The sequence below is a fragment of the Acinetobacter beijerinckii CIP 110307 genome (genome assembly GCF_000369005.1).
Taxonomy (GTDB): Bacteria; Pseudomonadota; Gammaproteobacteria; order Pseudomonadales; family Moraxellaceae; genus Acinetobacter; species Acinetobacter beijerinckii.
Window position 1 is genome coordinate 1,413,607 of sequence record NZ_KB849765.1, and the last position, 25,435, is coordinate 1,439,041.

Sequence of the window (25,435 nt, forward strand, 5' to 3'; positions counted from 1 at the left end):
GTTGTGCTCCTTACACCAACTCAATAATGGTAGCGATACCCATACCACCACCGACACATAATGTTGCTAGACCGCGTTTTTTACCTTGACGCTCTAACTCATCCAATAGTGTTCCTAAAATCATGGCACCTGTTGCACCCAATGGATGTCCCATCGCAATTGCACCACCATTGACGTTGACTTTCTCAGCAGGGACTTTGAGTTCTGTAATAAAACGCATTACTACAGCTGCAAAAGCTTCATTTACTTCAAATAAATCAATATCGTCGATGCTCAAGCCTGCTTTTTCTAATGCTTTACGTGCAGCAGGGGCAGGACCAGTCAACATAATAGTTGGATCTGTACCGACTAATGCAGTTGCAAGCACCTTGGCACGAGGTTTCAAACCTTGCTCTTTGACTGCTTTTTCAGAAGCCAATAACACCACCGCAGCACCATCGACGATACCTGATGAGTTACCTGCATGATGAACGTGATTAATTTTTTGCGCTTCAGGATATTTTTGTAGAGCAACCGCATCGAAGCCCATTTGACCCATCATTTCAAAGCTGGCATTCAGTTTTGCCAAACCTTCAACGGTGGTAGCACCTCGAATAAATTCGTCTTTTTCTAGGATTGTTACACCTGAATGATCTTTCACAGGCACAACTGATTTATCGAAATAACCATTTGCTTGAGCAGCAGCGGCCTTTTGTTGTGAACCAACTGCAAAAGCATCCACATCTGCACGACTATAACCATCTAAGGTTGCGATTAAGTCTGCACCCACACCTTGTGGAACAAAAGAGGATTTCAAATTGGTTTCAGGATCAAGTGCCCATGGTCCACCATCTGAACCCATAGGGATACGTGACATGGACTCTACACCGCCAGCAACCACAACATCTTCCCAACCTGAACGAACTTTTTGTGCAGCCAAGTTTACTGCTTCTAAACCAGAAGCACAGAAACGGTTGATTTGTACACCTGCAACATCATCATTCCAACCTGCGGCAATCGCAGCAGTTTTGGCAATATCCCCACCTTGATCACCAATCGGCGTCACACAACCTAAAACGATATCATCGACTTTAGATGTGTCGAGTTGATGGCGTTGTTGTAATTCATTCAATAATGTTGTCAGTAAAGTAATTGGTTTTACTTCATGTAATGAGCCGTCTTTTTTTCCTTTTCCGCGTGGTGTGCGAATGGCATCAATAATATAGGCCTCGCTCATAGCTGTTCCTTGTATTGCCTTAAATTAAAATCATTGTGCTTCGAGTGTACTCAATTTAATTGGCAGTGCAATGATGATAAACATTGGCAAGTTTGATGTTTTTCGCCAATTTGATGGGTTCAGTAAGTGATCAAGCCAATTGTTAATATTGATATTTTTCTACATGTCTTTGGACATCTTCGATTAGACTAGTGTTTGGAAATAATGGATAGAAAAAATGGGCGAAAGCGCATGATAAAACCAAAGCATTACTATGCAGTCATGGCATTGATTTTGTCACTTTCTGGATGTGATTCATCTGTAAGTAATATTGAAAATAAAAAAGCAATCGAGGATAAAAATAAGGTGAGCCAAACGTATTCGAATCAGGTCGCTGATGACAAAATGCTATTGGTATTATCGTCGCCTTCTGTGCATGATCCTTATTACAAATCAGCCTTTCAGCGGATTGTGGATTTCCAGATTAATTATGCAGAATCAATTTTGGGCAATGATAATGTTGTAATTTTGGTGGATGAGGATACCAAGCCTTATTTCACAGGCAAAGTACCTGAAGATATCTTACTGGTAGATGATGTCCGTGATATTTGGATGCGTGACTTCACCACGGTGAATCCAATGCAGCCTGTGCAATTTGCTTATACTTGGGCATCCATGACCAAAAAGCAAAGTAAAGATGTGCAAAAAAGTTTTAGTCAGTTTGCTGATCGTTATCAAATTCAAAGAGCCAAAACTGATTTGATGATTGATGGGGGTAACCTTGTTGATGATTATGCGGGTCGTGTCATTACCACCACGCGGTTTATGGAAGATAATGAACTTAGCTACAATGAAGCCAAACAAGAGTTAAAAGCCGCATTAGGTGCAACAGAAGTTGCTATTCTAGAACCTGATGAAGAAGTGCTGGCACACTCAGATGGCATGGTCAGTTGGGTGGATAAAAATACTTTACTTGTGAATGATTATTCAAACACACCATCATTTAGAACAACAGTAATGAAGGAGTTAAAAACTTCGTTTCCAACTGCAAAAATTGTGGAAGTTCCTGTTGAGTATAAAACCAATCCAAAAGGTCAGTGGGAAGGTTTTGAATCGGCCTGTGGTGTGAATTTAAATGCCACGGTCACACATCACAATATTTATGTGCCGACTTTTAATATGCCGCATGATCAAAAAGCACTCACGATCATCAAGCAAAATACCAGCAAGAAAGTCATTCCTGTAAATGCTGAAAGTGTTTGTCCAATGGGTGGCAGCGTGCGTTGCCTTACTTGGCAGGTGACAGGGGATAATGCAGAAAAACTCATTCAAGCAGCGAGAGAAAAGTAATTGATTTACAACATACATCGGCTGGTTCACAAGCTGATGTATGTTGTTTAAACTCACATCCCTTTTTTTATTGTGCTAATAACAAATGAAGTTTATTAATATTATTGGTACAACAGGTTCAGGCAAATCTACATTTGCTCGTCAGTTGGCTCAAAAACAACAATTACAATACATTGAACTTGATAATTTACTTTGGCTAGATGATTGGCAAGAATCGACAAATGAAGCCTTGTTTTTGAAGCTGAAAATCGCCATGAAAAATGCTGCGACAGGATGGGTCATTGATGGACTTTATACTCGTACTACTACAATGATGATGGAGAAAGTAGATACCGTCATCTGGTTAGATTATTCCTTTCACATCAATTTATATCGTCTTACTAAACGCACTTTAGGGCGTGTGATCAGTCAAAAAAAGTTATGGGAAGATTCAAATAATCGAGAAAGTTTAAAAATGATGTTGTCTAAGGAATCTATTTTTGTATGGCTATTCAAGTCCTATCCGAAAAACCGAAAAAATACTTAGCTTTGATGCAGAACCCAGACTATCAACATATTCGATTTATTCGTCTGACTTCCCCAAAACAAGCAGAAAAGTTTTTAGAACATATTAAGGCCGTGCAATGACGTCTATTCGAGCAAAAGCGTTATGCCTATTTCGTCATAATGAAAAGGTGTTACTTGCAAAAGCGTATGATCCTATTCAGGATGAACACTTTTTCAGACCCATCGGTGGTGGTATTGAGTTTGGGGAAACATCTATTCAGGCAATTGAAAGAGAGGTCTTTGAAGAAATTCATCAGCAGATTATTCATTCAAAACTGTTGGGTGTAGTGGAAAATTTATTTAGCTTTGATAGGCAGCAAGGTCATGAAATTGTATTTATCTATGATGCTGAATTCGTAGACTCACATATCTATAAGCAATACCACATACAGGGTTGCGAAACCAATGGACATAGCTATATCGCACAGTGGCTAAGTCGAGAGCAAATCGCACTCACTCAATATCCAGTTTATCCCAAAGGCATTGAGCAATGGCTATTCAATGAATAGATCATCTCAAGCTTTAGTTTATCGTTTATTTGATAAGTCTAAATGAAAAAATTGGTTATAGGGTGATTCGGTATATTCTGCGAAAGCTGCACCTTCAACAAAACCAAACTTCTTATAAAGTTTGATTGCTGCATCAAAGTTACTATCTTTTCCTGTTTCTAAACTGACTTTTTGATAGTTACGTTGCTGGGCAAGTTCTAGCAAATATTCCAGTAGTTGTGCTGCGACCCCTTGACGTAAATGGGCAGGGTGAGTCCGCATAGATTTGATTTCTGCATGGTCGGGTGTCAGTTCTTGGATTGCGCCACAGCCCAGTAATTGCTCATCGTTCCATAAGGTATAGACGCTAATGGAATCTTTTTGCAGACGGCTGAGGTCTAATGCAAAACTATGTTCAAGTGGGGTGTTTTGATGCAGACCATGCAAATGGATGTGAATCAAATTTTGAACTTGTGGGTGAGAGAAGTTAGCTTTTTTAATGATCATTTTTATTCAAGCACATTAGAATGGTATGCTTGATTTTTACCATAGTTTTAAACGAGCGTTCAATAATCTCTGGTTGAACGCTCGAGTGAAAAATTAGTTATGATGTCCATGCAATTGACGATATAAACCAGGTGTTACACCCGTCCATTTCTTAAAGGCACGGTGGAAAGTACTGGTTTCACTAAAGCCGACTTGTTGAGCGACATCTTCAAGAGTGAGGTTTGGAGTCAACAATAAATGAATTGCAGCATCACGACGCAAGGCATCTTTAACACCTTGGTAGCTCTTACCTTCCGCTGCTAAACGACGACGTAAAGTTTGCGGTGATAGATACAACATCGATGCAACATCATTCAATGTTGGCATTTCTTCGCCGATTTGGCTCTTCAAGACATCTCTGATACGTGAAGTCAATGAATTGGTGTTTTTGAATTTCACCAATAACTGTGCAGGCGCAGCTTTTAAAAACTCTTCTAAAGTATTTTCATCTTGGCGAATTGGTAAATCGAGATAGTCCGCAGCAAAAGTAATTTCAGTGCGAGGTGCATCGAATTGCATTACAGGTGCAAAGAACAATGCATCGTATTCATCGGCGTGATTTGGACGTTCATAACCAAAATGAACACGTTCCAAAGGTAGACGACGTTCAATCAACCAAGATGCTAATCCATGCCAAATCATCAGCATACTTTCAGTAATAAAATGATCAGGATCTAATGCTTTTGGAATATGGGGGACAAGGCGAGCTTCGTGTTTATCGCGCTCTAAACTTACCGACCATTCATCTCCAAACAGTTTGTAGAACTGAGATGATAATTCAAGTGCTTGTCCAAGCGTTTTAGAATGGATAATTAACTGGCACATAATTGCAAATGTACCTAAACGACGTGGTTGTATATCAAAACCAACATGTTCGTCTTGAGTCACCATCCACAACATTTTGACAAAACGAGTGTATTGCTCAGGGGAGATTCGAGCTTTAGGTTGTCGCAGTAATTCTGCTTCTATACCGACATGTGAAAGTAATGTTTCAACGTCCATGCCTAGGCGCTTAACACCTGTTAAAGCCGCATTCACGAAGTGGATGCTGATCGTATCACGGCTCATATTGAATCCTTCAGTTTCTTTACTATTCACGATAATTGACCTAAATAACCGTCTAAAATATCAAATTGGGCAATTGACAAGAAAAATAATTGCTCAATGTGTACATGTTAAATTGCCGAAACTATCAAGGTAAATGGCTGAACATGACATTGTTTTTGTGTTTATCCGTACCTAGTATAAAAGAAAATCTAAACAAATTGAGTAAAAATTATCATGCCATCTGCTTTAAAAGGATTGAAAGTCCTCGATTTTTCTACTTTATTACCTGGTCCTTTTGCCAGTATGTATCTTGCAGACATGGGTGCAGAAGTTATCCATATTGAATCACCGACACGTCCAGACTTGGTAAGGATTATGCCACCCTATGCGAATGGACAAGCCACTGCGCATAGTTATCTGAATCGGAATAAGCAGTCGATAGCTTTAGATTTAAAAGATGCAGCGAATATTGAACTGATCAAAACTAAAATTTCTGAGTTTGATATTGTACTAGAGCAATTCCGTCCAGATGTGATGCGCCGTTTAGGTTTAGATTATGAGACTTTGGCAGAAATCAATCCTCGACTCATCTATTGTTCGATTACAGGTTATGGTCAAACGGGTGCATATAAAGATCGTGCAGGCCACGACATTAATTATTTAGCATTAGCGGGTGTTTCAGGTCATAGCGGTCGCCAAGACAGTGGTCCACCACCACTTGGAATTCAAATTGCTGATGTTGCAGGCGGTTCTTTACATGCTGTTATTGGGATTTTAGCCGCAGTTGTGGAGCGTCAACGTAGTGGTATGGGGCAATATATTGATATTTCCATGACCGACTGTGTGGCGAGTCTAAATAGTATGGCGGCCTCAGCGAGTTTAGCTGGTCAAACACCACAAGGCCCAGAGCAAGGCATGTTGAATGGTTCAAGCTTCTACGACTATTATCAAACCAAAGACGGTCGTTATTTCTCAGTGGGAAGTTTAGAACCTCAATTTATGTCAGGTCTTGCTGCTGCTTTAGATTTACCAATCCTCATGGCAAAAGGAGCATCTTTTGACTCTAAAGATCGTCAAGCGGTTAAACAGGCATTACAGGAAAAGTTTAAAACTCAAGATTTTGTAGCATGGCAACATTTATTCCAAAGCTTGGATATTTGTGTTGAACCTGTGCTTAGCCTAGATGAAGCATTAATTTCGCCAATGGCACAGCAACGGAGTTGGGTTGTTGATGTACCCTTATCTGAAAATGCATCTGAAACAGAGCCTCAATTAGCTTGTCCGATTAAGTTTTCTCGCTCTCAAATGAAGTATCAATTTATCGGGCAGGGTTTGGGAGAAGGGAAATGGTAGAAAATGTGTGCAGTTGATCACTGATTGTTAAAATATTGTACAGATTGTTAACATTTTGAATAAATTGTAATTTAAAAATAAGAGTAACCTTTTATGTACAAAAACATAAAAGGTTACGTAAACATGACAATCTCTAAGTCTATGATTGTTTCTTGTTTATCCGTTCTCTCATTGAGTCTTTTCACACAATATACTCAGGCAGCATCTTCCGCATTTGACCCGAATGGTCAATGGCTGTTTGGTGATTGGAACGGTCAGCGCACTGCGTTGCAAGAGCAAGGTTATAAATTTTCTGCTGATTACACAGGTGAATTTGCAGGGGTTTTAGATTCTAAACAGCATTCAAGCCATGGTAGTGAATTTACTGGACAACTGGCTTTGGGCACAAACTTCGATCTAAATAAAATTTTAGGTTGGCAAGATACTGAGGCTCAAATCACCGTTACCTATCGTGATGGTCAGTCTTTGTCACAAAGCGCAGATGGCTTACAAGGTCACCAAAGTTCGGTACAAGAAGTATGGGGTCGTGGTCAAACCTGGCGCTTAACCGATCTCTGGATCAAAAAGAAATTTTTAGATCAAGCTTTAGATATTAAAGTTGGTCGTTTTGGTGAAGGTGAAGATTTCAACAGTTTTGACTGTGATTTCCAAAATTTGTCGTTATGCGGTTCTCAAGTTGGGAACTGGGTTGGTGATCAATGGTACAACTGGCCTGTGAGCCAATGGGCGTTACGTGTCAAATATAACCTACAGCCAGATCTTTATGCACAAATTGGTGCATATGAATATAACCCTGAAAATTTGCAACGTGGCAAAGGTTTTAACCTGAGTACAGATGGTTCGCGTGGTGCAATTATTCCTGCTGAACTGGTTTGGACACCAAAATTAGGTCAACAATCTCTTTCAGGTGAATATCGCTTTGGTTATTACTACAGTACAGCGGATGCCACAGAAATTGAGAATCCATCAAAAACTGGACACAAACAAGGTGGCTGGTTTACTGCGAAACAACAGTTAACGCGCCATGATGGTCAGTCAGATCGTGGTTTGGCTGGTTTTGTCAATGTCACAGTGCATGACTCTAAAACCAATGCCATCAAAGACATGCAAAATGTCGGATTGGTCTATAAAGGTTTGTTGGATCAGCGTCCTCAAGATGAAATTGCTTTAGGGGTGGCTCGTATTCACGCCAATGACAAAAACAATAGTCTATTGGATGAAGAATATAACACCGAGTTGTATTACGGCATTCATGCGACCAACTGGTTAACTATCCGTCCAAATATTCAGTATGTTCATCATGTGGGCGCACTGAAAGATGGTGATAAAACTTGGGTTGGCGGTATCAAGTTCCAAACTATTTTCTAATTTCGATACTCGGGCAGTTTTGCAGATGCAGTTCAGATGATAGGCGATATCTGCAAGATTGTTATTGTGATTTGAACTCGACCATAGAATGAGATTTTCTACTTTTTATGGATTTAAAATATAAAAGATGCAAGGTGATCTTATGAATCAATCTGCTTCAAAATCTGGGCTTAGAACTTTGACGGTGGTGATTATCACCCTCATTGCATTGTTCTTGCTTGTAGGTGGTGTCTGGCTCGCGACAATTGGCGGGTCTTTTTATTATGTAATTGCAGGTGTGTTGTTACTGATCGTAGCAGTACAATTGTATAAGCGAGCATCTGGACCACTATGGGTCTATGCTGCATTGATGTTAGGCAGTGTGATTTGGGGTGTTTGGGAAGTTGGAACTGACTTCTGGGCACTGGCGCCACGCCTTGATATTCTTGGAATTCTAGGTTTATGGTTACTCATTCCAGCTGTGACGCGTGGGATTGATAATCTCACTTCAAGTAAAGTCGCGTTATCATCGACATTAGCCATTGCGATTGTGGTGATGGTGTACTCAATCTTTAATGATCCACAAGAAATCAATGGTGTGATTCAAACGCCACAGCCAGCACAAGCGAAAGCAGTGGATGGCGTTGCCCCTGAAGATTGGCCTGCATATGGTCGTAGTCAGGGCGGTGAACGTTATTCTCCATTGACACAGATCAACGATAAAAATGTCAAAGATCTTAAAGTGGCTTGGACATTACGTACGGGTGATTTCCGCACTGCAAATGATTCGGGTGAAACTACCAACCAAGTAACACCAATCAAGATCGGCAATAACATGTTTATGTGTACGCCACATCAACATCTAATCTCGATTGATCCTGCGACAGGTAAGGAAAAATGGCGTTTTGATCCTAAACTCAAAACTGATAAAACCTTCCAGCATTTAACCTGTCGTGGTGTGATGTACTACGATGCTTCCAATACCACTGAATTTGCAACCAGTTTACAAGCGAAGAAGTCGAGCTCAACCGAGTGTCCACGTAAAGTGTTTGTACCTGTCAATGATGGTCGTTTGGTGGCCGTGAATGCAGATACAGGAAAAGCATGTTCTGACTTTGGTCAAAATGGTGAGGTGAACTTGCAAGAGTTCATGCCATATGCTTATCCAGGTGGTTATAACCCAACATCTCCGGGTGTAGTTTCTGGTACAACTGTGGTGATTGCTGGTTCAGTTACCGATAACCATTCGAATAAAGAGCCATCAGGCGTGATTCGTGGTTATGATGTGAACACAGGTAAATTATTGTGGGTGTTTGATACTGGTGCAGCTGATCCAAATGCAATGCCAGGTCAAGACACGCAGTTTGTTCATAACTCACCAAATGCATGGGCGCCACTTGCCTATGACTCTAAACTAGATATCGTTTATGTCCCAACAGGTGTAGGTACACCAGATATCTGGGGTGGAGATCGTACCGAGCTGAAAGAGCGTTATGCCAACTCAATGCTGGCGATCAATGCAACGACGGGTAAACTGGTATGGAACTTCCAAACCACACATCATGATTTGTGGGATATGGACGTACCATCACAACCTTCATTGGCTGATATTCAAGATAAATCAGGTCAAACAGTGCCTGCAATTTATGTATTGACTAAAACAGGGAATGCCTTTGTTTTAGATCGTCGTACTGGTCAGCCGATTGTACCGATTACTGAAAAACCAGTACCGCAAACAGTGAAGTGGGGACCACAGACTAAAGGTGAGTTCTACGCTAAAACTCAACCATTCTCTGACTTTAACTTAGCACCGAAAGATAAATTAACAGATAAAGACATGTGGGGTGCCACCATGTTTGACCAGTTAATGTGTCGTGTGAAATTTAAACGTCTAAACTACGATGGTATTTATACACCACCTTCTGAAAATGGAACCTTGGTATTCCCAGGAAACTTAGGTGTATTTGAGTGGGGCGGTATGTCTGTGAATGCGGATCGTCAAGTTGCGGTGATGAACCCGATTGGCTTGCCATTCGTTAGTCGCTTGATTCCTGCAGATCCAAACCGTCAACCTGTGGCACGTGGTGCTGGTACAGAACAGGGCATGCAACCGATGTATGGTACGCCATATGGTGTTGATATCAGCCCATTCCTGTCTCCATTGGGTTTACCATGTAAACAACCAGGTTGGGGCTTTGTTGCTGGTGTGGATTTAAAAACACATGAAGTAGTATGGAAAAAACGTATTGGTACCATTCGTGACAGCTTACCAACGCTATTCCAGTTACCACCAGTGAAAATTGGTGTACCAGGTTTAGGCGGTTCGATTTCAACTGCGGGTAATGTGATGTTTGTCGGTGCGACACAAGATAATTACATCCGTGCCTTTAATGTTTCAAATGGCGATAAATTATGGGAAGCACGTTTACCTGCGGGTGGGCAAGCAACACCAATGACTTATGAAGCCAATGGCAAACAATATGTGGTGATTATGGCCGGTGGACATGGTTCATTTGGTACCAAAATGGGTGACTATCTCGTGGCATATGCATTGCCAGATAAGAACTAATTTCATTTAGAAATTGAATATCAAAGCTCAGATTCGTCTGGGCTTTTTCTTTTTGTGGCAATTAGATAGGCTTATCAATAAAATCGTTATTAAATATGCAAAAAAAGCATTTTGTTGATGAATAAAAGCTCGCTATGCTAGTCGCCTTTATAATGAATGACTAGCCATACGCCATGTATTTATATACGGATTTCGATCAACAATTGATTAACCAACGTGTTGCTCAGTTTCGCGATCAAACAGAACGCTATTTAGCTGGAAAATTAACAGAAGACGAATATCGTCCACTACGTTTGCAAAATGGTCTGTACGTGCAGCGTTATGCACCTATGCTCCGTATCGCTGTGCCGTATGGCTTGATGAATACTAAACAACTCAGAAAAATTGCTGAAATTGCGACAGAGTACGATCGTGGTTATGCACACGTTTCAACCCGTCAAAATATTCAGTTGAACTGGCCTGCTCTAGAAAATGTACCTGATATTCTTGCTGAACTCGCAACAGTACAAATGCATGCTGTACAAACTTCAGGTAACTGTATTCGTAATACAACGACTGACCAGTTTGCAGGTGTGGTTGCAGGTGAGATTGCTGACCCACGCCCAACATGTGAATTGATTCGTCAGTGGAGTACATTCCACCCTGAATTTGCATTCTTGCCGCGTAAGTTCAAGATCGCAGTTTCTGCTTTAGAAGAAACAGATCGTGCTGCAACAGCATTCCATGATATTGGTGTTTATATCGTTCGCAATGAAGCTGGCGAAATCGGTTATAAAATCATGGCAGGTGGTGGCCTAGGTCGTACTCCAATTATTGGTAGCGTGATTCGTGAGTTTTTACCACGCGAAGATTTAATTGCATATTTAGAAGCGACTTTACGTGTTTATAACTTGCATGGTCGTCGTGATAACAAATACAAAGCACGTATCAAAATTTTGGTGAAAGCATTAACACCACAAGTATTTGCCGAAAAAGTTGAAGCTGAATTTGAACACACGCGTGAAGCCTTAAAGATTCAACCTGAAATCTTGAAAAAATTGGATGAAGAATTTACACCATTTGATTATCAAGATTTAGAAGATCAAGACTTCACAGATTTATTCGCTGCACATCCAAAGTTCAAACAGTGGTTTAACGTTAATACCAATGCACATAAGGTCAAAGGTTATCGTATCGTCACGCTTTCTTTAAAGCGTGCAGGTATTGCCCCTGGTGATGTCACTAGTGAAGAAATGAACTTAATTGCTGACTTAGCCGATAAATATACTTTCGGCGAGTTCCGTACCACACACGAACAAAATATTTCATTGGTCGATGTGCCGCAAAAAGACTTATTTGAATTGTGGCAAACGCTTGAACACAGCGACATGGCACGTGCACATATCGGCTTTATTACCGATATTATTTGCTGTCCTGGTGGTGATTTCTGTTCATTGGCAAATGCGAAATCGATTCCAATTTCTGAAGCAATCAGCCGTCGTTTTGATGATTTAGACACCATTTATAACCTTGGTGAACTTGATTTAAATATTTCTGGTTGTATGAATGCGTGTGGTCACCACCACGTCGGCAATATCGGTATTCTTGGTGTCGATAAGAAAGGCGCAGAGTTTTATCAAATCACTTTAGGTGGCAATGCAAATCATGATGCATCTATTGGTGATATTTTAGGACCATCTTTTGCTGCTGATGCAGTGCCTGATGTCATTGAAGAAATTCTCAATACTTATCTTGATTTACGTAATGAAGGTGAGCGTTTTATCGATACATATCGCCGTGTTGGTATTCAACCATTTAAGGAGCGTGCATATGCTTAATACATCACTACAAGTGCTCTCTAAAGATGGCACAATCACTGATAATTCTTATCAAGTGATTTCTGAAGATGGCGTAATTTCACAAGGTGATGTGGTGTTAACAACTGCTCAGTTGGATCAATTAAGTAATGTGCAAGGTAAAAAAGCACTATACATTACAGTGAATGATTCACCTGAAACGCATCAATTTCCATTAAATGAATTGGATGCAATCTTCATTGAGTTTGCAGGCTTTAATGATGGTCGCGGTTATTCATTCGCAGCATTGTTACGTCGCCAAGGTTACCAAGGTGAGTTACGTGCTGTCGGGGATATCTTCAAAGATGTTTTAAACTATTTAAAACGTTCTGGTTTTGATACCTTCGTCGTGAAAGAAGGTAAAGATATTCATGAAGCAGCTGCCGGGCTTCAAGATTTTACCAACCCTTATCAAGCTTCAACAGCTGTGCCAAAAGCGAGTTATCAGACAGGTGCTTAATTTTATTAAGCTTTATGTTTGAATAAAAAAGGCCAAACGAATGTTTGGCTTTTTTATGTTGATTATTCTAAAAGCCTATTCTTCAAGTTGACAATTCACCATCCATTTTATGCCGAACTGATCAGTAAATGCGCCGTAAAGTGCACCCCAAAAAGTTCTTTCCAATTGCATTTCAATATGACCATGCACCGATAATTGATTGAATAGACGACGGGCTTCCATTTCATCATGTTCAATATTGATTGAAATATAATGATTATTGCCCTGCGTGAATACGCTATTTGGGGCGCAAAACTGATCATTTACGTCTGATCCCATTAAAACTGTGTATTCATTGATCGGCAAAGATACATGCAGAATTAAGCTTTTGTCAGCCTCAGATAAAGTGACACCTTCGGTAGGCGGCATATCTCCATAGCGGCTAATCAGTGCGAACTCACCGCCGAAAACTGACTGATAAAAGATAAATGCTTGTTCAGTTTGCCCTTTAAAATTTAAATAGTGATTGAGTTGCATTGTGAGAGTCCTTGTTGTTTTTTTATACAGAACATAACTTATCGGGATTTTAACAACTGGTGGATTATTTTTTGTAATCAAAAAAGTAAAAATCCTGCTGAAATGCAGGATTTTTACTAACAGTTTTGAATTTTAGATTAATTCAATTGCGACAGCAGTTGCTTCACCGCCGCCGATACATAATGCTGCAATACCTTTCTTACCACCAGTACGTTTGAGCGCATGAATTAATGTAAGAATAATACGTGAGCCTGTAGAACCTACAGGATGACCTAAAGCACAAGCACCGCCATTGATATTTACTTTTTCTGCATCTAATTTGAAATCATCAATTGGGCACATCGTCACCATTGCAAAAGCTTCATTGATTTCCCAAAGGTCAACGTCTTGCGCATCCCAACCTGTTTTCTTCAGTACTTTCTCAATTGCACCAACAGGCGCAATGGTAAATTCAGAAGGGTGCTGTGAGTTTGACGCTGTTGCTAGGATTTTTGCTAATGGTTGTAAACCACGTTGTGCGGCAACATCACTTGAGGTTAATACCAGTGCTGAAGCACCATCAGATATTGAGCTTGCATTTGCAGCGGTAATTGTACCGTCTTTTGCAAATGCTGGTTTCAAACTTGGAATTTTGTCAATTTTTGCATTTAATGGTTGTTCGTCTTGATCAACAACAACATCACCTTTACGGCTAGAAACAGTTACTGGAACGATTTCATCTTTGAAATACCCTTCGGTAATTGCTTTTTGTGCGCGTTGTAAAGAGCGAATTGCAAAGTCATCCATTTGCTGACGCGTATAGCCACGAGTATTTGCCATATCTTGTGCAAATGAACCCATTAAACGACCTGTTTCAGCATCTTCTAGACCATCAAGGAACATATGGTCTTTGATTTCGCCATGACCCATGCGGTAACCTGCACGAGCTTTTGGCAATACATAAGGAGCATTGGTCATGGATTCCATGCCACCTGCAACAACGATCTCTGCGCTGCCAGCTTTGATCATATCTGCTGCTTGCATGACTGCTTTCATGCCTGAACCACACAATTTGTTAATTGTTACAGCACCAGTAGAGTCAGGTAAGCCCGCTTTACGCATGGCTTGGCGTGCAGGTCCTTGTTTTAGTCCCGCTGGAAGAACACACCCCATGATGACTTCTTCTACATCAGTTGGTTGTAAACCAGAACGCACAATAGCCTCTTTGATTGTTACTGCACCTAATTCAGGTGCAGTTGCACTTGATAAAGCACCTTGGAAGCCGCCCATTGCTGTACGAGCGCCATTTACAATTACGATGTCAGTCATTGTGTGTCTCCAGACTTATAATTTGCAGAGAATGTTCAAAACCTATGCAGTATAGTAAAAAAAAGAGGGGAATAAAGTGTTTTACATCGTTTAAGCTAGACTGAAGAGTTTTCAACATGTTGCTATATCTTCTGGTGTTATATTGCCCATGGAACTGAGTCTTATTCTTTTATGGTGCTTAGGCGAACTCGAGCAATAAAAGAAACTACCATTCGAGCCTCTAGGTAATCCAGTATCACCTTGAAATGTGACTGAGTTGACTCTAAGCGTACCTCTCCAATCCAAATTTCCATATTTATAATTTAATGGAACTGCGTATAAAAGAACTTCATCAGGATCTCTTAATCGATTATTATTGATATCCAAAAAACCGATCATGCCATTATTCCAATCATGATGACAGTTGATGAGATCTAAACTTGCGCACAAAGTCACATTTTTATGACGAATTTGTGCTTCGGATTTGGCTTTTTGTATATGAATTGTCAGTACTTTTTTAATTTGATTTGCTTCATTCTTAATCAATAACTCTTGAAAAGAGGGAATAGTGATCCAAATTAAAACAGAAAAAATTGTGATCACGATCAACAATTCACTGATTGTGAATCCAAATGCTTTAAACATAATTTACCCATGTATGTTTCTGTAATTTTTTTATTAACAAAGTGTTAAGTAATTACTGTATTTATTAAATAAAGTTTAGTATTAGAAAAACTAACGATTACTTCTCGAGCAAAATGCTGCTAAAATCGAAGCAAGCGAAAGATAAGCTATTTACATCTTAGTTTTGAATTGTAAATTTACTGAACTACAACGGAAATTGTAAGAATTTTTGTCAATAATTTACGAGGTTAAAGTTATCAAGCACTTGGAAAATTGATCAAGTGTTTGTATGATTCAAAGTGAAGTGAATAGCTTAAAAAAAATACTATGAACATTCATATGTTTATGGGGCCAAAAATCATAGGCTAAGCTTGAACAACAAACAATTGTTATCTCTGGAGGATATCCATGAAATTGAGTCGTATTGCACTTGCTATGCTTGTTGCTGCTCCTTTAGCTGCTGCTAATGCCGGTGTTACAGTAACTCCATTAATGCTTGGTTACACATTTCAAGATTCTAAGCACAACAACAGTACTGAAAATTTAACTAACGGTGCTGAAATTCAAGACGATTTATTCGTTGGTGCTGCACTTGGTGTTGAATTAACACCTTGGTTAGGTTTTGAAGCTGAATATAACCAAGTTAAAGGTGATGTTGACGGCGCTACAGCTAACGCTGAATACAAACAACAGCAAATCAACGGTAACTTCTACGTTACTTCTGATTTAATCACTAAAAACTACGACAGCAAAATCAAACCATATGTATTATTAGGTGCTGGTCACTACAAATATACATTTGATAATGCTACTGATGTTCAATTGGGTCGTGCTGGTCGTGGCTTGAAAGAAGAAGGTACTTTAGGTAATGCTGGTTTTGGTGCTTTCTGGCGCTTAAACGATGCTTTATCTCTTCGTACAGAAGCTCGTGGTACTTATAATATCGATGAAGACTTCTGGAACTATACAGCTCTTGCTGGCTTAAACGTAGTTCTTGGCGGTCACTTGAAACCTGCTGCACCAGTAGTAGAAGTTGCTCCAGTTGAACCAACTCCAGTTGCTCCACAACCACAAGAGTTGACTGAAGACCTTAACATGGAACTTCGCGTATTCTTTGATACGAACAAGTCTGATATTAAGCCACAATACAAATCTGAAATTGCTAAAGTTGCAGAGAAATTGGCTGAATACCCGAATGCGACTGCTCGTATTGAAGGTCACACAGATAACACTGGTCCACGTAAGTTGAACGAACGTTTATCTTTAGCTCGTGCTAACTCTGTTAAATCAGCACTTGTTAACGAATACAACGTAAATGCATCTCGCTTGTCTACTCAAGGTTTCGCTTGGGATCAACCGATTGCTGACAACAAAACTAAAGAAGGTCGTGCTATGAACCGTCGCGTATTCGCTGCGATCACTGGTAGCCGTACTGTTCTTGTACAACCAGGTCAACAAGCTCAATAATTGAGTTTTGATGATAGAAAAAAGCGACTCAAATGAGTCGCTTTTTTTATTGTGGATCCGTTGTAAATATTCATTTTATTTCTCCTTAGCTTTAGTAATTTGATCAAAGGTTTTCTCTACCATACACCTTTATTCAATTGTTGCTTAGTTTGTTGACGATCACGACGATGTTGCGCGCGTGGCTTTTCTGTTTCGTGAATCCCTCCTTTTTTCAGTAAAGGTGATAGAGCCACAGGATTGCGAACTTTAATTTTTGGCATTGATTTAATTTTCATTTGATTAACCTTTAATACATAAAACTTGCTTCAGTGTATGAATAATTTCAATCAGATCAGATTGATTTGCCATGACTTGATCTATGTCTTTATAGGCACTAGGAATTTCATCAATCACACCAGTATCTTTACGACATTCGATACCTTCTGTTTGTCGAATTAAGTCATCCTGATTGAACAATAACTTTGCTTTGCTACGACTCATTTTACGTCCAGCGCCATGAGAACATGAACAAAATGATTCAGGATTAGCTTTACCTTTAACGATATACGATCGTGTTCCCATTGAACCGGGGATAATTCCAAGTTCATCTAAACCTGCTCGAATCGCACCTTTACGAGTAATTAAAAGATCTTCACCATAATGGTTCTCGCGACTGACATAATTATGATGGCAGTTAATAGCTTCTTTGGTCATTTGAAAAGGTGGAAGCAGTGGGCGAACCGCCTCCAAAATCAGTCGCATCATTTCACGACGATTTTCATAAGCATATTGTTGGGCCCATTCCACGGCTTCTACATAATCATCAAAGCTATTTGAACCCTCTGCAAAATAACTCAAATCCTTATCTGGAACGTGTCCAAAACGATGTTGAGCTTCTTTTTTTGCAAGCTCGATAAAATAGGTACCAATGACATTACCTAAACCGCGACTGCCAGAGTGCAGCATGATCCAAACATCTTGGTTTTCATCTAAGCAGAGTTCGATAAAATGATTACCACCCCCAAGAGTTCCAAGTTGCTTTTGCCACGTCGCATCAAACTTTCTAAGCATTCTGACTAAGCCCGGATGTTTTTTGATAATGGGCTGTAATCTTTTTTCCAGTGGAATAATACTCGATGCTTTTGCCTTGATTTGTTTATGTAATTCAAAACCAACAGGTACTTTTCGTTCAATAGCATGACGTATAGGTGTAAGATTATCGGGAAGTTGTGACGCTTTTAAATTCAAGCGAATCGCATTCATACCACAACCGATATCAACACCAACAGCGGCTGGAATGATAGCGTGCTTTGTGGGAATAACACTTCCTACAGTTGCACCTTTGCCAACATGTACGTCAGGCATTACTGCAATATGCGAATAGATAAATTGCAGTTGCGCCATTTTTTTCAATTGTTCAATACTTTCGCTATCAATATCTGTTGTGAAAATTTTCACAGGAACGCCATATTGAGCCTCAGCATTGAGGATTTTTTGTATGCCCATAAGACACTCTCTTATTGTATTTTTCTGTCCGAATAGGCATAAAAAAACCTAGCGAATGCTAGGTTAACTATTACATTCGGACAAGTGATCAGTTGATTTGCCACTTGTCCGTGAGACGACAGTGCCAAATCTTAAAGTGTTTTACTTGGTAGTAATGGCATGTGCGTTCTCCTATCTAAAATTGCCGATGAAAATATGAGCATGAATTTTACTCATATTTAGCATTTGGTCAAGTGAAAAAGTATTTTTATTCGCCTTCTTTTACATTCATGTCTTTATAGGCAATAAGTTTAGATTTATGTTTCCATTTATAACCTAACCAAATCGCTAAAAATAACGGAATACTGATGTAAGTTGAAAGCAGTCCTAACCAGTCAATTTTTCCACCCATAATGGCTTGATAGTTTTGACCTAAGATGATGATCGAACAAAGAATAAATGCAAACCATGGTGCAAATGGAAAAAATTTTGCTTGGTATGCAAGATCCTCAAGTTTGTAACCTTGAGCGATATAGCCTTTACGGAAACGATAGTGGGAAATAGCGATACCCAACCAAACAATAAAGCCGCACATTCCTGACATATTGAGGAGCCAGTTAAATACTTGCTGTTCACCAATAAATGTAGTCAAAAAACACAATGCAGCAACGGCTGTTGTTGCGTATAGTGCATTCATTGGAACACCGCGACCATCAAGTTTTGAGAACCATTGAGGTGCACGACCTTGTTTCGCCATATCAAAAAGCATACGTGTTGATGAGTACATGCCCGAATTACCCGCAGATAATATCGCACTTAAAATTACAGCATTCATCAAGCTGGCTGCAAAGGCGAAACCTGCTTTTTCATACAGTAATGTAAAAGGGGATAGAGCAATATTTTCACTTTCTGCTGCATGCAATAGCAATGGATTGTCATAACTAATGAGCGTCCCGATGATAAAAATACATAAGATATAGAATAATAATATGCGCCAGAAAATTTGCTTAATCGCTAATGGAATGGTCTTTTTAGGGTCTTTAGATTCACCCGCAGCGACGCCGACCATTTCAGTACCTTGGAATGAGAATCCTGCAATCATGGCAACACCGACTAAGGCTTGTAAACCGCCAACGAAAGGAGCATCACCCTTAGTCCAATTACTAAAAGCTGAAACATTCGGTGTGAGCATAATTTTGGCAATCATAGCGATACCGATGATTATAAATACAATAATCGCGATAACTTTAATCATTGAAAACCAAAATTCACTTTCGCCGAAGCCTTTTACTGTCATTGCATTGATGCCAAAAATAACGGCAAGAAACAATGCGCTCCAGTAAAAACCAGAAATTTCAGGAAACCAAAATTTCATAATAAACTGAACAGCAACAAGTTCAAATGCGACGGTAATTGCCCAGTTGTACCAATAGTTCCAACCTAGAGCGAAACCGAAGCCATCTTCGACATAGCGGCTGCCATAAGTGAAAAATGCACCAGAGGTTGGGGTGTGCGTTGCAAGCTCACCTAAACTGGTCATTAAGAAATAAATCATAATACCAATCAATGCATAGGCGAGTAATGCACCACCAGGACCAGCAGTAGCAATGGTAGAGCCTGACGCAAGAAATAAGCCTGTACCAATTGATCCACCAATTGCGATCATGTTCAGGTGACGAGCACCGAGCTTACGCTGTAGGTGTTGAGGAGCAGATAGATCGCTCATAGAAAATCCTTAAACTGTTTATTTCGCACAGGCATATAGCACCTTAAATCCTTGTTGATCTGCTTTGAGTTCACAATGACTAAAGCTTTGTTCAATCAGGAGCGGGTAATTCAAGAAACGATTCGCAACGATCCATAATTCACCTGCATTTTTAAGATGTAATTTGGCTCGTCGACAAAGTTCTTCACTCGCATCGTAGTTAGTATGAATTCCCTGATGAAAAGGTGGGTTACTTACAACTGCATCCAAATCTGTAGGTGCATCTTGGAAACCTGTAACAGGTTGAAGCGTTAACTGAGTTAAATTTAGCTGATTTCTTTTAAATGTTATCTCAGTTGACCGTAATGCAAATGCATCTACATCAAGCGCAAAGATCTGTTGATTTGGATTAAGCTTGGCTAAATAGCCACTAATAACACCAGCTCCGCAACCAAAGTCGGCAATCTTACCTGATTTTACTTGACTTAGGTAAGGGAGTAATACAGCCGTTCCGACATCTAAGTGATCTTGACTAAACACGCCTGGGAGGGCGCAGATCTCTAAAGTATGTTGATCTATTTGAATACTGTAAGTTTTTATCCAATCTTCCAGTGGTTTTAGAATTTCATTTTTTTCAATTTTCATTTGCCAAAATTGACAGTGGCGAGCGCTATCAAGTTTGAGTGTTTTGCCATAGGGCTGTAATTGTTTTGCTGCGCGCTCTACGCCTCCTTTCTTTTCACCCACCAGAAAGACGCTTTGCCCCATTTTTAAATGGCTTATCACCACATGCAAAATATAATTGAGTAATTCCTTAGATTTTGGTACAAAAATTACCACTTGATCAAATTCATGTTGAGGAAATTCAACTGAAAAGTGGGAGTTAATTTCACTCTTTAGAAAAGCTTGATGATCAGCATAATTCCAAGTCCAAACTGAGGATTGCACTTGATTTGGCAATAATTTTGCGAGCTGATCATTTGGTGCATTGATTAAAAGTACATGCCCATTTAAATAATCTTGCTGTCTGATGACAACTTCACTGCGTGGATCCATTTTTGATCTCTCATCAAAAACAAAGCCCAGTCGCGAAACTGGGCAGTTGTGATGTTTAAATAACTATTTATGTGTTTCAGGTAAAACAATATTTAAAATCAAGGCTGCAATACCACCTGTTGCAACACCTGAACTAAAAATATTTTTGATTAATTCAGGTAAATGCTCAAGAATCTGTGGAACTTGTGCGACACCTAAACCAAGTGCAAGTGAAATCGCAATAATCAGTAATGCACGACGATCAAGATGAATACTCGAAAGAATATTGATACCTGAAGCAGCAACCGCACCAAACATGACCATGACTGCGCCACCAAGCACGGCTTGTGGAACTGCCTGAATCACTGCGGCTACGGCTGGAAACAGCCCTAAAATAATCAATAGTACGGCAATCCAGATCCCCACGTAACGACTTGCTACACCTGTGAGTTGAATAACACCATTGTTTTGTGCAAAAACAGAGCTTGGAAAAGTGTTGAAAATACCAGCTAGGAAAGAATTTGCACCATTAACAAGGACACCACCTTTAATGCGTTGCATCCAGATTGGACCATCAACAGGTTGATTTGAAATTTTACTGGTGGCTGTTACATCACCAATCGCTTCCAGAGAAGTCACTAGGTAAATAAAAGCCATTGGAATAAATAAGCTCCAAGAGAAGCTTAAACCGAAATGCATAGGGGTTGGAATTTGAATTAACGGTGCATCTTGTAATACCGAAAAGTTTAAATGTCCCATAAATCCTGCAAGAATATAACCGATGACTAAAGCGATTAAAATTGCTGAACTTTTCACCCAAATAATGCGAATCCGATTGAGTAAAATAATAATACCTAGCACAGTACACGACATGATCAAATTGTCGGCATTTGCAAAAGTATTGTCCTGCATTGCGGTATAACCGCCGCCCATACTAATCAATCCTTCTTTAATCAAGGTAAGACCAATTAAAAGTACAACAATACCTGTGACCAGTGGGGTAATTAGTTTTTTGACCCATGGTAAAATTCGAGACACACCCATTTCAATGAATGAACCGGCAATTACCACACCAAAAATAGCAGCCATCACTTGCTCAACAGGCGTGCCTGCTGCGACCATTGCGCTACCAATACCAATGATTGGACCTATAAAGTTAAAGCTTGTACCTTGGACGATCAATAAGCCTGCGCCAAAAGGACCAACTTTTTTACATTGTAAAAAAGTAGCGATTCCAGAAATGATTAACGACATCGATAAGATCATATTTGTATCTTCACGAGATACGCCTAGAGCCAAACAGATGAGTAAACCAGGGGTTACAATGGGAACTAAAATCGCCAAAAGATGTTGTAGCGCGGCTAAAAATGCAACAAAAGGTTTCGGTTGATCATTGAGTCCATAGACTAGATCAAGTTGTTGCTGAGGTTCAGAATTCGACATGGGAGTATAAAAAGCGGTAAGCATTAGTGGAATATTCTAATAGAGTTAAAGTGCTTTACCAACGATTCTGTTACAGTTCGTCAGAAAAAAAATGCTCTGTCAATAAACTGTCACTACTAAAGTTTAGTATTTTTCTGTATAATTTGCCCTCAAATTTAAAGCGTATCGAATTTTACATGTCAGATATTAAAACTCTCCGTAACATTGCCATTATTGCGCACGTCGATCATGGTAAAACGACTCTTGTAGACAAACTTTTACAACAATCAGGTGCTCTTGGTGATCGCGCAGGCGAGATTGAACGTGTTATGGATTCTAACGCGCTTGAGTCTGAACGTGGTATTACCATTCTTGCAAAAAACACTGCAATCAAATGGTTAGATGCACGTACAAACACTGAATATCGCATCAATATTGTAGACACCCCAGGACATGCGGACTTCGGTGGTGAAGTTGAACGTGTAATGTCGATGGTTGACTGCGTTTTGCTTCTTGTTGACTCTCAAGAAGGTCCAATGCCACAAACTCGTTTCGTAACGCAAAAAGCGTTCGCACGTGGTTTGAAGCCAATCGTAATTATTAACAAAGTTGACAAGCCAAGCGCTCGTTGTGACTGGGTTATTGATCAAGTATTTGATTTATTTGATAACCTCGGTGCAACTGATGAACAATTGGATTTCCCAATCGTTTATGCTTCAGGTCTTCGTGGTGTTGCAGGTCCATCACCAGAAGAATTAGCGGATGATATGACTCCGTTATTCCAAACGATCGTTGATATTGTTGAACCACCAGCAGTTGATGTTGATGGTCCTTTCCAAATGCAGATTTCATCACTTGACTATAACAGCTTCGTAGGTGTTATCGGTGTTGGTCGTATTCAACGTGGTTCTGTAAAATTAAACACTCAAGTGACTGTGATTGATAAAGAAGGTAAGACACGTAACGGTCGTATCTTAAAAATCATGGGTTACCATGGTCTAGAGCGTGTTGATGTAGAATCTGCATCAGCTGGTGACATCATCTGTATTACAGGTATTGATGCATTAAACATTTCTGACACGATTTGTGATCCGAAAAATGTAGAAGCTTTACCGCCATTATCTGTTGATGAACCAACAGTTTCGATGACGTTCCAAGTGAACAACTCACCATTCGCTGGTAAAGAAGGTAAATTCGTTACTTCACGTAACATCCGTGAACGTCTTGATCGCGAATTGATTCACAACGTAGCATTGCGTGTTGAAGATACTGACAGTCCAGACCGTTTCAAAGTATCTGGTCGTGGTGAACTGCATCTTTCAGTATTGATTGAAAACATGCGTCGTGAAGGCTTTGAGATGGGTGTTTCTCGTCCACAAGTCATCATGAAAGAAATCGATGGCGAAAGACAAGAGCCGTTTGAGAACGTAACGTTTGACGTTGAAGAGCAGCACCAAGGTTCTGTAATGGAGCAAATGGGTTTCCGTAAAGGCGAGATGACCAATATGGAAGTTGATGGCAAAGGCCGTATCCGTATTGAAGCGACTGTTCCTTCACGTGGTTTGATTGGTTTCCGTTCAGAATTCCTTACCATGACTTCTGGTACTGGTATCATGACTTCAAGCTTCTCGCATTATGGTCCTGCTAAACAAGGTACTGTTGCGAAGCGTCAAAACGGTGTGTTGATCTCAATGGTTCAAGGTACTTGCTTGGGCTATGCATTGTTTACACTTCAAGATCGTGGTCGTCTATTTGCTAAACCACAGCTTGAAGTTTATGAAGGCATGATCATCGGTATTAACTCTCGTTCAGACGATATGGTTGTTAACCCAACTAAAGCGAAACAGTTAACTAACGTTCGTGCATCTGGTACTGATGAAGCGTTGACTTTAACACCTGCAATGGAATATACGCTTGAACAAGCGCTTGAATTCATTGAAGATGATGAATTAGTTGAAGTAACACCTAAATCGATTCGTATTCGTAAGCGTTATTTAACTGAAAACGAACGTAAACGTAATCGTGATAAATAATTTTTCTTGAATAGAAGAATGAAAAAAGCCGCTAAATTTATTTAGCGGTTTTTTTATTGAAAATAATGATTGATTACGGCATGCTTAAGTTCATCTTTTTCCTAAAATAAATTATGTTGTTAAAGTGTGAAATAACTATCTTTTTTTGAGAAAAATATTAAATTATCAACATTATGTGAAGAATTGTACCTGTGTAATAAACAAATCAAAAACAGGCTACTTTAATTTCAACTCTGGAGTGATATATGAGCATTATTAAAGAATTTAAAGAATTTGCTATTAAAGGCAATATGATGGACTTAGCAATTGGTGTCATTATTGGTGGTGCATTTGGTAAAATCATTGATTCATTAGTGAAAGATATTTTAATGCCAATCATTAATTTTCTGATTGGTGGTGAAGTCAATTTCAGTAATAAATTTATTGTTTTACGTGGTGAATCAGAAAATATAACGACTTTGGTTCAAGCACAAGAAGCGGGCCTCACTGTCCTATCTTATGGTAATTTTTTGACAATTTTAATTAATTTCTTAATTTTGGCATGGGTGGTTTTCTTATTGGTGAAGGTGATGAACCGTTTACGCAAACAAGAAGAAGCGGCTCCAGCAGAGCCAGCTCCTACACCAGAAGATGTCCAATTATTACGTGAAATTCGTGATGAGTTGAAAAAACAAGGTTGAACATTTTAGTTGAGGAAACGGCATTTTAAATGCCGTTTTTTTTACTTAATATTTGTTAGATTTTTGATAGAAAATTAAAGCGATTGATTTTAATATGCAAAAAATATTGGAATGGAACATACAATCATGAATCGACTTTTTGTTTACGGAACATTGTGTCCAAATCGAGAAAATGCACATATTCTTGGTGAGATCGGTGGTGATTGGCAATCTGCAACAGTACATGGAACAATTCACATACTAGATTGGGGCCCAGATCAAGGTTTGCCTGCGATCGTCCTAAATGATCTTGATCCAGTTGTCGATGGTTATCTATTTAGTACAGAAAAGTTAGCACAAAACTGGCAAATGTTGGATGACTTTGAAGGTGAGCAATATCAACGTGTAGAAGTTCAGGTTTATTTATCTAATGCTACAACTACATCAGCTTGGACTTATGTGATGAAATCTCAAGTTCAACGCTAAC

General features: G+C 39.5%; 22 protein-coding genes and 1 pseudogene. 12 read left to right on the plus strand and 11 right to left on the minus strand.

From position 1 onward, the window contains the following. Positions 1 to 10 precede the first annotated feature (10 nt). Positions 11 to 1,216 carry an acetyl-CoA C-acetyltransferase gene (locus tag F933_RS12245; RefSeq protein WP_005061540.1) on the minus strand — a complete coding sequence of 402 codons (1,206 nt, stop codon included), beginning with the start codon at positions 1,214 to 1,216 and terminating at the stop codon, positions 11 to 13. A 231-nt stretch (positions 1,217 to 1,447) separates the two neighbouring features. Here F933_RS12245 and F933_RS12250 point away from each other — a divergent pair, with 231 nt between their 5' ends. The 3 genes and pseudogenes from F933_RS12250 (at position 1,448) to F933_RS12260 (ending at position 3,600) form a co-directional block, all read left to right on the plus strand. Continuing rightward, entirely contained in the window at positions 1,448 to 2,545 is a 1,098-nt protein-coding gene (locus tag F933_RS12250; protein WP_005061542.1) for an agmatine deiminase family protein, read from the plus strand. Between the two features lie 85 nt (positions 2,546 to 2,630). Beyond that, positions 2,631 to 3,172, plus strand: a pseudogene (locus tag F933_RS12255) (AAA family ATPase). Beyond that, positions 3,169 to 3,600, plus strand: a complete 432-nt coding sequence (locus F933_RS12260; RefSeq protein WP_005061546.1) for an NUDIX hydrolase — start codon at positions 3,169 to 3,171, stop codon at positions 3,598 to 3,600. The pseudogene F933_RS12255 and the gene F933_RS12260 overlap by 4 nt, the downstream one beginning before the upstream one ends. Before the next feature lie 18 nt (positions 3,601 to 3,618). On the opposite strand, the gene F933_RS12265 is transcribed toward F933_RS12260, so the two are convergent. Both F933_RS12265 and F933_RS12270 read right to left on the minus strand, forming a co-directional pair. Further along, positions 3,619 to 4,086, minus strand: a complete 468-nt coding sequence (locus F933_RS12265; protein ID WP_005061553.1) for a GNAT family N-acetyltransferase — start codon at positions 4,084 to 4,086, stop codon at positions 3,619 to 3,621. 93 nt (positions 4,087 to 4,179) lie between these two features. Next, positions 4,180 to 5,193: an AraC family transcriptional regulator gene (locus tag F933_RS12270; protein WP_005055887.1), complete on the minus strand. Its 1,014-nt coding sequence runs from the start codon at positions 5,191 to 5,193 to the stop codon at positions 4,180 to 4,182. 213 nt (positions 5,194 to 5,406) lie between these two features. On the opposite strand from F933_RS12270, the gene F933_RS12275 reads away from it, so the two are divergent. The 5 genes from F933_RS12275 to F933_RS12295 all read left to right on the plus strand — a co-directional run bounded on the left by F933_RS12275 (position 5,407) and on the right by F933_RS12295 (position 12,736). After that, a complete protein-coding gene (locus F933_RS12275; protein WP_005061555.1) occupies positions 5,407 to 6,525 on the plus strand; it encodes a CaiB/BaiF CoA transferase family protein in 1,119 nt (372 codons plus the stop codon). A 144-nt stretch (positions 6,526 to 6,669) separates the two neighbouring features. Then, complete coding sequence (locus tag F933_RS12280) at positions 6,670 to 7,893, plus strand: carbohydrate porin (protein WP_171065964.1); 1,224 nt, start codon at positions 6,670 to 6,672, stop codon at positions 7,891 to 7,893. A 142-nt stretch (positions 7,894 to 8,035) separates the two neighbouring features. Beyond that, positions 8,036 to 10,441 carry a glucose/quinate/shikimate family membrane-bound PQQ-dependent dehydrogenase gene (locus tag F933_RS12285; protein WP_005061560.1) on the plus strand — a complete coding sequence of 802 codons (2,406 nt, stop codon included), beginning with the start codon at positions 8,036 to 8,038 and terminating at the stop codon, positions 10,439 to 10,441. Between the two features lie 173 nt (positions 10,442 to 10,614). After that, on the plus strand, positions 10,615 to 12,258 hold the full coding sequence (locus tag F933_RS12290; RefSeq protein ID WP_005061563.1) for a nitrite/sulfite reductase: 1,644 nt from the start codon (positions 10,615 to 10,617) through the stop codon (positions 12,256 to 12,258). Continuing rightward, positions 12,251 to 12,736: a DUF934 domain-containing protein gene (locus F933_RS12295; protein WP_005061565.1), complete on the plus strand. Its 486-nt coding sequence runs from the start codon at positions 12,251 to 12,253 to the stop codon at positions 12,734 to 12,736. The genes F933_RS12290 and F933_RS12295 overlap by 8 nt, the downstream gene beginning before the upstream one ends. A gap of 75 nt (positions 12,737 to 12,811) precedes the next feature. On the opposite strand, the gene F933_RS12300 is transcribed toward F933_RS12295, so the two are convergent. The 3 genes from F933_RS12300 to F933_RS12310 all read right to left on the minus strand — a co-directional run bounded on the left by F933_RS12300 (position 12,812) and on the right by F933_RS12310 (position 15,184). Next, positions 12,812 to 13,252, minus strand: coding sequence for a VOC family protein (locus tag F933_RS12300; RefSeq protein ID WP_005061568.1), 441 nt, complete (start codon positions 13,250 to 13,252; stop codon positions 12,812 to 12,814). A 132-nt stretch (positions 13,253 to 13,384) separates the two neighbouring features. Beyond that, entirely contained in the window at positions 13,385 to 14,560 is a 1,176-nt protein-coding gene (locus F933_RS12305) for a thiolase family protein (protein ID WP_005061569.1), read from the minus strand. Positions 14,561 to 14,671: 111 nt separating this feature from the next. Continuing rightward, on the minus strand, positions 14,672 to 15,184 hold the full coding sequence (locus F933_RS12310; protein ID WP_005061571.1) for a GspH/FimT family pseudopilin: 513 nt from the start codon (positions 15,182 to 15,184) through the stop codon (positions 14,672 to 14,674). Between the two features lie 387 nt (positions 15,185 to 15,571). On the opposite strand from F933_RS12310, the gene omp38 reads away from it, so the two are divergent. Beyond that, positions 15,572 to 16,630, plus strand: a complete 1,059-nt coding sequence (gene omp38, locus F933_RS12315; protein WP_005061574.1) for an outer membrane protein Omp38 — start codon at positions 15,572 to 15,574, stop codon at positions 16,628 to 16,630. Between the two features lie 116 nt (positions 16,631 to 16,746). Here omp38 and F933_RS17260 read toward each other — a convergent pair whose 3' ends face one another. The 5 genes from F933_RS17260 to F933_RS12335 form a co-directional block, all read right to left on the minus strand. Then, a complete protein-coding gene (locus tag F933_RS17260; protein ID WP_005061576.1) occupies positions 16,747 to 16,905 on the minus strand; it encodes a hypothetical protein in 159 nt (52 codons plus the stop codon). Positions 16,906 to 16,909: 4 nt separating this feature from the next. Further along, a complete protein-coding gene (locus tag F933_RS12320) occupies positions 16,910 to 18,115 on the minus strand; it encodes an RtcB family protein (protein WP_005061579.1) in 1,206 nt (401 codons plus the stop codon). Positions 18,116 to 18,362: 247 nt separating this feature from the next. Next, positions 18,363 to 19,820 carry an amino acid permease gene (locus tag F933_RS12325; RefSeq protein ID WP_005061580.1) on the minus strand — a complete coding sequence of 486 codons (1,458 nt, stop codon included), beginning with the start codon at positions 19,818 to 19,820 and terminating at the stop codon, positions 18,363 to 18,365. An 18-nt stretch (positions 19,821 to 19,838) separates the two neighbouring features. After that, on the minus strand, positions 19,839 to 20,855 hold the full coding sequence (locus F933_RS12330; protein ID WP_005061582.1) for a class I SAM-dependent methyltransferase: 1,017 nt from the start codon (positions 20,853 to 20,855) through the stop codon (positions 19,839 to 19,841). Positions 20,856 to 20,918: 63 nt separating this feature from the next. Continuing rightward, entirely contained in the window at positions 20,919 to 22,277 is a 1,359-nt protein-coding gene (locus F933_RS12335; RefSeq protein ID WP_034710849.1) for a uracil-xanthine permease family protein, read from the minus strand. Between the two features lie 176 nt (positions 22,278 to 22,453). Between F933_RS12335 and typA the strand changes: the two genes are divergently transcribed. The 3 genes from typA to F933_RS12350 all read left to right on the plus strand — a co-directional run bounded on the left by typA (position 22,454) and on the right by F933_RS12350 (position 25,434). Further along, the gene (typA, locus tag F933_RS12340; protein WP_005055866.1) at positions 22,454 to 24,289 is read left to right on the plus strand and encodes a translational GTPase TypA; all 1,836 of its coding nucleotides are present in this window, start codon (positions 22,454 to 22,456) and stop codon (positions 24,287 to 24,289) included. A gap of 245 nt (positions 24,290 to 24,534) precedes the next feature. Continuing rightward, positions 24,535 to 24,969 (plus strand): large conductance mechanosensitive channel protein MscL, encoded by a 435-nt coding sequence (gene mscL, locus F933_RS12345; RefSeq protein ID WP_005055865.1) that lies wholly within the window; start codon positions 24,535 to 24,537, stop codon positions 24,967 to 24,969. 126 nt (positions 24,970 to 25,095) lie between these two features. After that, a complete protein-coding gene (locus F933_RS12350) occupies positions 25,096 to 25,434 on the plus strand; it encodes a gamma-glutamylcyclotransferase family protein (protein ID WP_005061586.1) in 339 nt (112 codons plus the stop codon). Position 25,435: the final 1 nt, after the last annotated feature.

What these genes read in the sequence shown, in the direction of transcription:
- F933_RS12245 (WP_005061540.1), bottom strand. Translation starts at nt 1,216, where the DNA reads ATGAGCGAGGCCTATATTATTGATGCCATTCGCACACCACGCGGAAAA.
- F933_RS12250 (WP_005061542.1), top strand. Translation starts at nt 1,448, where the DNA reads ATGATAAAACCAAAGCATTACTATGCAGTCATGGCATTGATTTTGTCA.
- F933_RS12260 (WP_005061546.1), top strand. Translation starts at nt 3,169, where the DNA reads ATGACGTCTATTCGAGCAAAAGCGTTATGCCTATTTCGTCATAATGAA.
- F933_RS12265 (WP_005061553.1), bottom strand. Translation starts at nt 4,086, where the DNA reads ATGATCATTAAAAAAGCTAACTTCTCTCACCCACAAGTTCAAAATTTG.
- F933_RS12270 (WP_005055887.1), bottom strand. Translation starts at nt 5,193, where the DNA reads ATGAGCCGTGATACGATCAGCATCCACTTCGTGAATGCGGCTTTAACA.
- F933_RS12275 (WP_005061555.1), top strand. Translation starts at nt 5,407, where the DNA reads ATGCCATCTGCTTTAAAAGGATTGAAAGTCCTCGATTTTTCTACTTTA.
- F933_RS12285 (WP_005061560.1), top strand. Translation starts at nt 8,036, where the DNA reads ATGAATCAATCTGCTTCAAAATCTGGGCTTAGAACTTTGACGGTGGTG.
- F933_RS12290 (WP_005061563.1), top strand. Translation starts at nt 10,615, where the DNA reads ATGTATTTATATACGGATTTCGATCAACAATTGATTAACCAACGTGTT.
- F933_RS12295 (WP_005061565.1), top strand. Translation starts at nt 12,251, where the DNA reads ATGCTTAATACATCACTACAAGTGCTCTCTAAAGATGGCACAATCACT.
- F933_RS12300 (WP_005061568.1), bottom strand. Translation starts at nt 13,252, where the DNA reads ATGCAACTCAATCACTATTTAAATTTTAAAGGGCAAACTGAACAAGCA.
- F933_RS12305 (WP_005061569.1), bottom strand. Translation starts at nt 14,560, where the DNA reads ATGACTGACATCGTAATTGTAAATGGCGCTCGTACAGCAATGGGCGGC.
- F933_RS12310 (WP_005061571.1), bottom strand. Translation starts at nt 15,184, where the DNA reads ATGTTTAAAGCATTTGGATTCACAATCAGTGAATTGTTGATCGTGATC.
- omp38 (WP_005061574.1), top strand. Translation starts at nt 15,572, where the DNA reads ATGAAATTGAGTCGTATTGCACTTGCTATGCTTGTTGCTGCTCCTTTA.
- F933_RS17260 (WP_005061576.1), bottom strand. Translation starts at nt 16,905, where the DNA reads ATGAAAATTAAATCAATGCCAAAAATTAAAGTTCGCAATCCTGTGGCT.
- F933_RS12320 (WP_005061579.1), bottom strand. Translation starts at nt 18,115, where the DNA reads ATGGGCATACAAAAAATCCTCAATGCTGAGGCTCAATATGGCGTTCCT.
- F933_RS12325 (WP_005061580.1), bottom strand. Translation starts at nt 19,820, where the DNA reads ATGAGCGATCTATCTGCTCCTCAACACCTACAGCGTAAGCTCGGTGCT.
- F933_RS12330 (WP_005061582.1), bottom strand. Translation starts at nt 20,855, where the DNA reads ATGGATCCACGCAGTGAAGTTGTCATCAGACAGCAAGATTATTTAAAT.
- F933_RS12335 (WP_034710849.1), bottom strand. Translation starts at nt 22,277, where the DNA reads ATGTCGAATTCTGAACCTCAGCAACAACTTGATCTAGTCTATGGACTC.
- typA (WP_005055866.1), top strand. Translation starts at nt 22,454, where the DNA reads ATGTCAGATATTAAAACTCTCCGTAACATTGCCATTATTGCGCACGTC.
- mscL (WP_005055865.1), top strand. Translation starts at nt 24,535, where the DNA reads ATGAGCATTATTAAAGAATTTAAAGAATTTGCTATTAAAGGCAATATG.
- F933_RS12350 (WP_005061586.1), top strand. Translation starts at nt 25,096, where the DNA reads ATGAATCGACTTTTTGTTTACGGAACATTGTGTCCAAATCGAGAAAAT.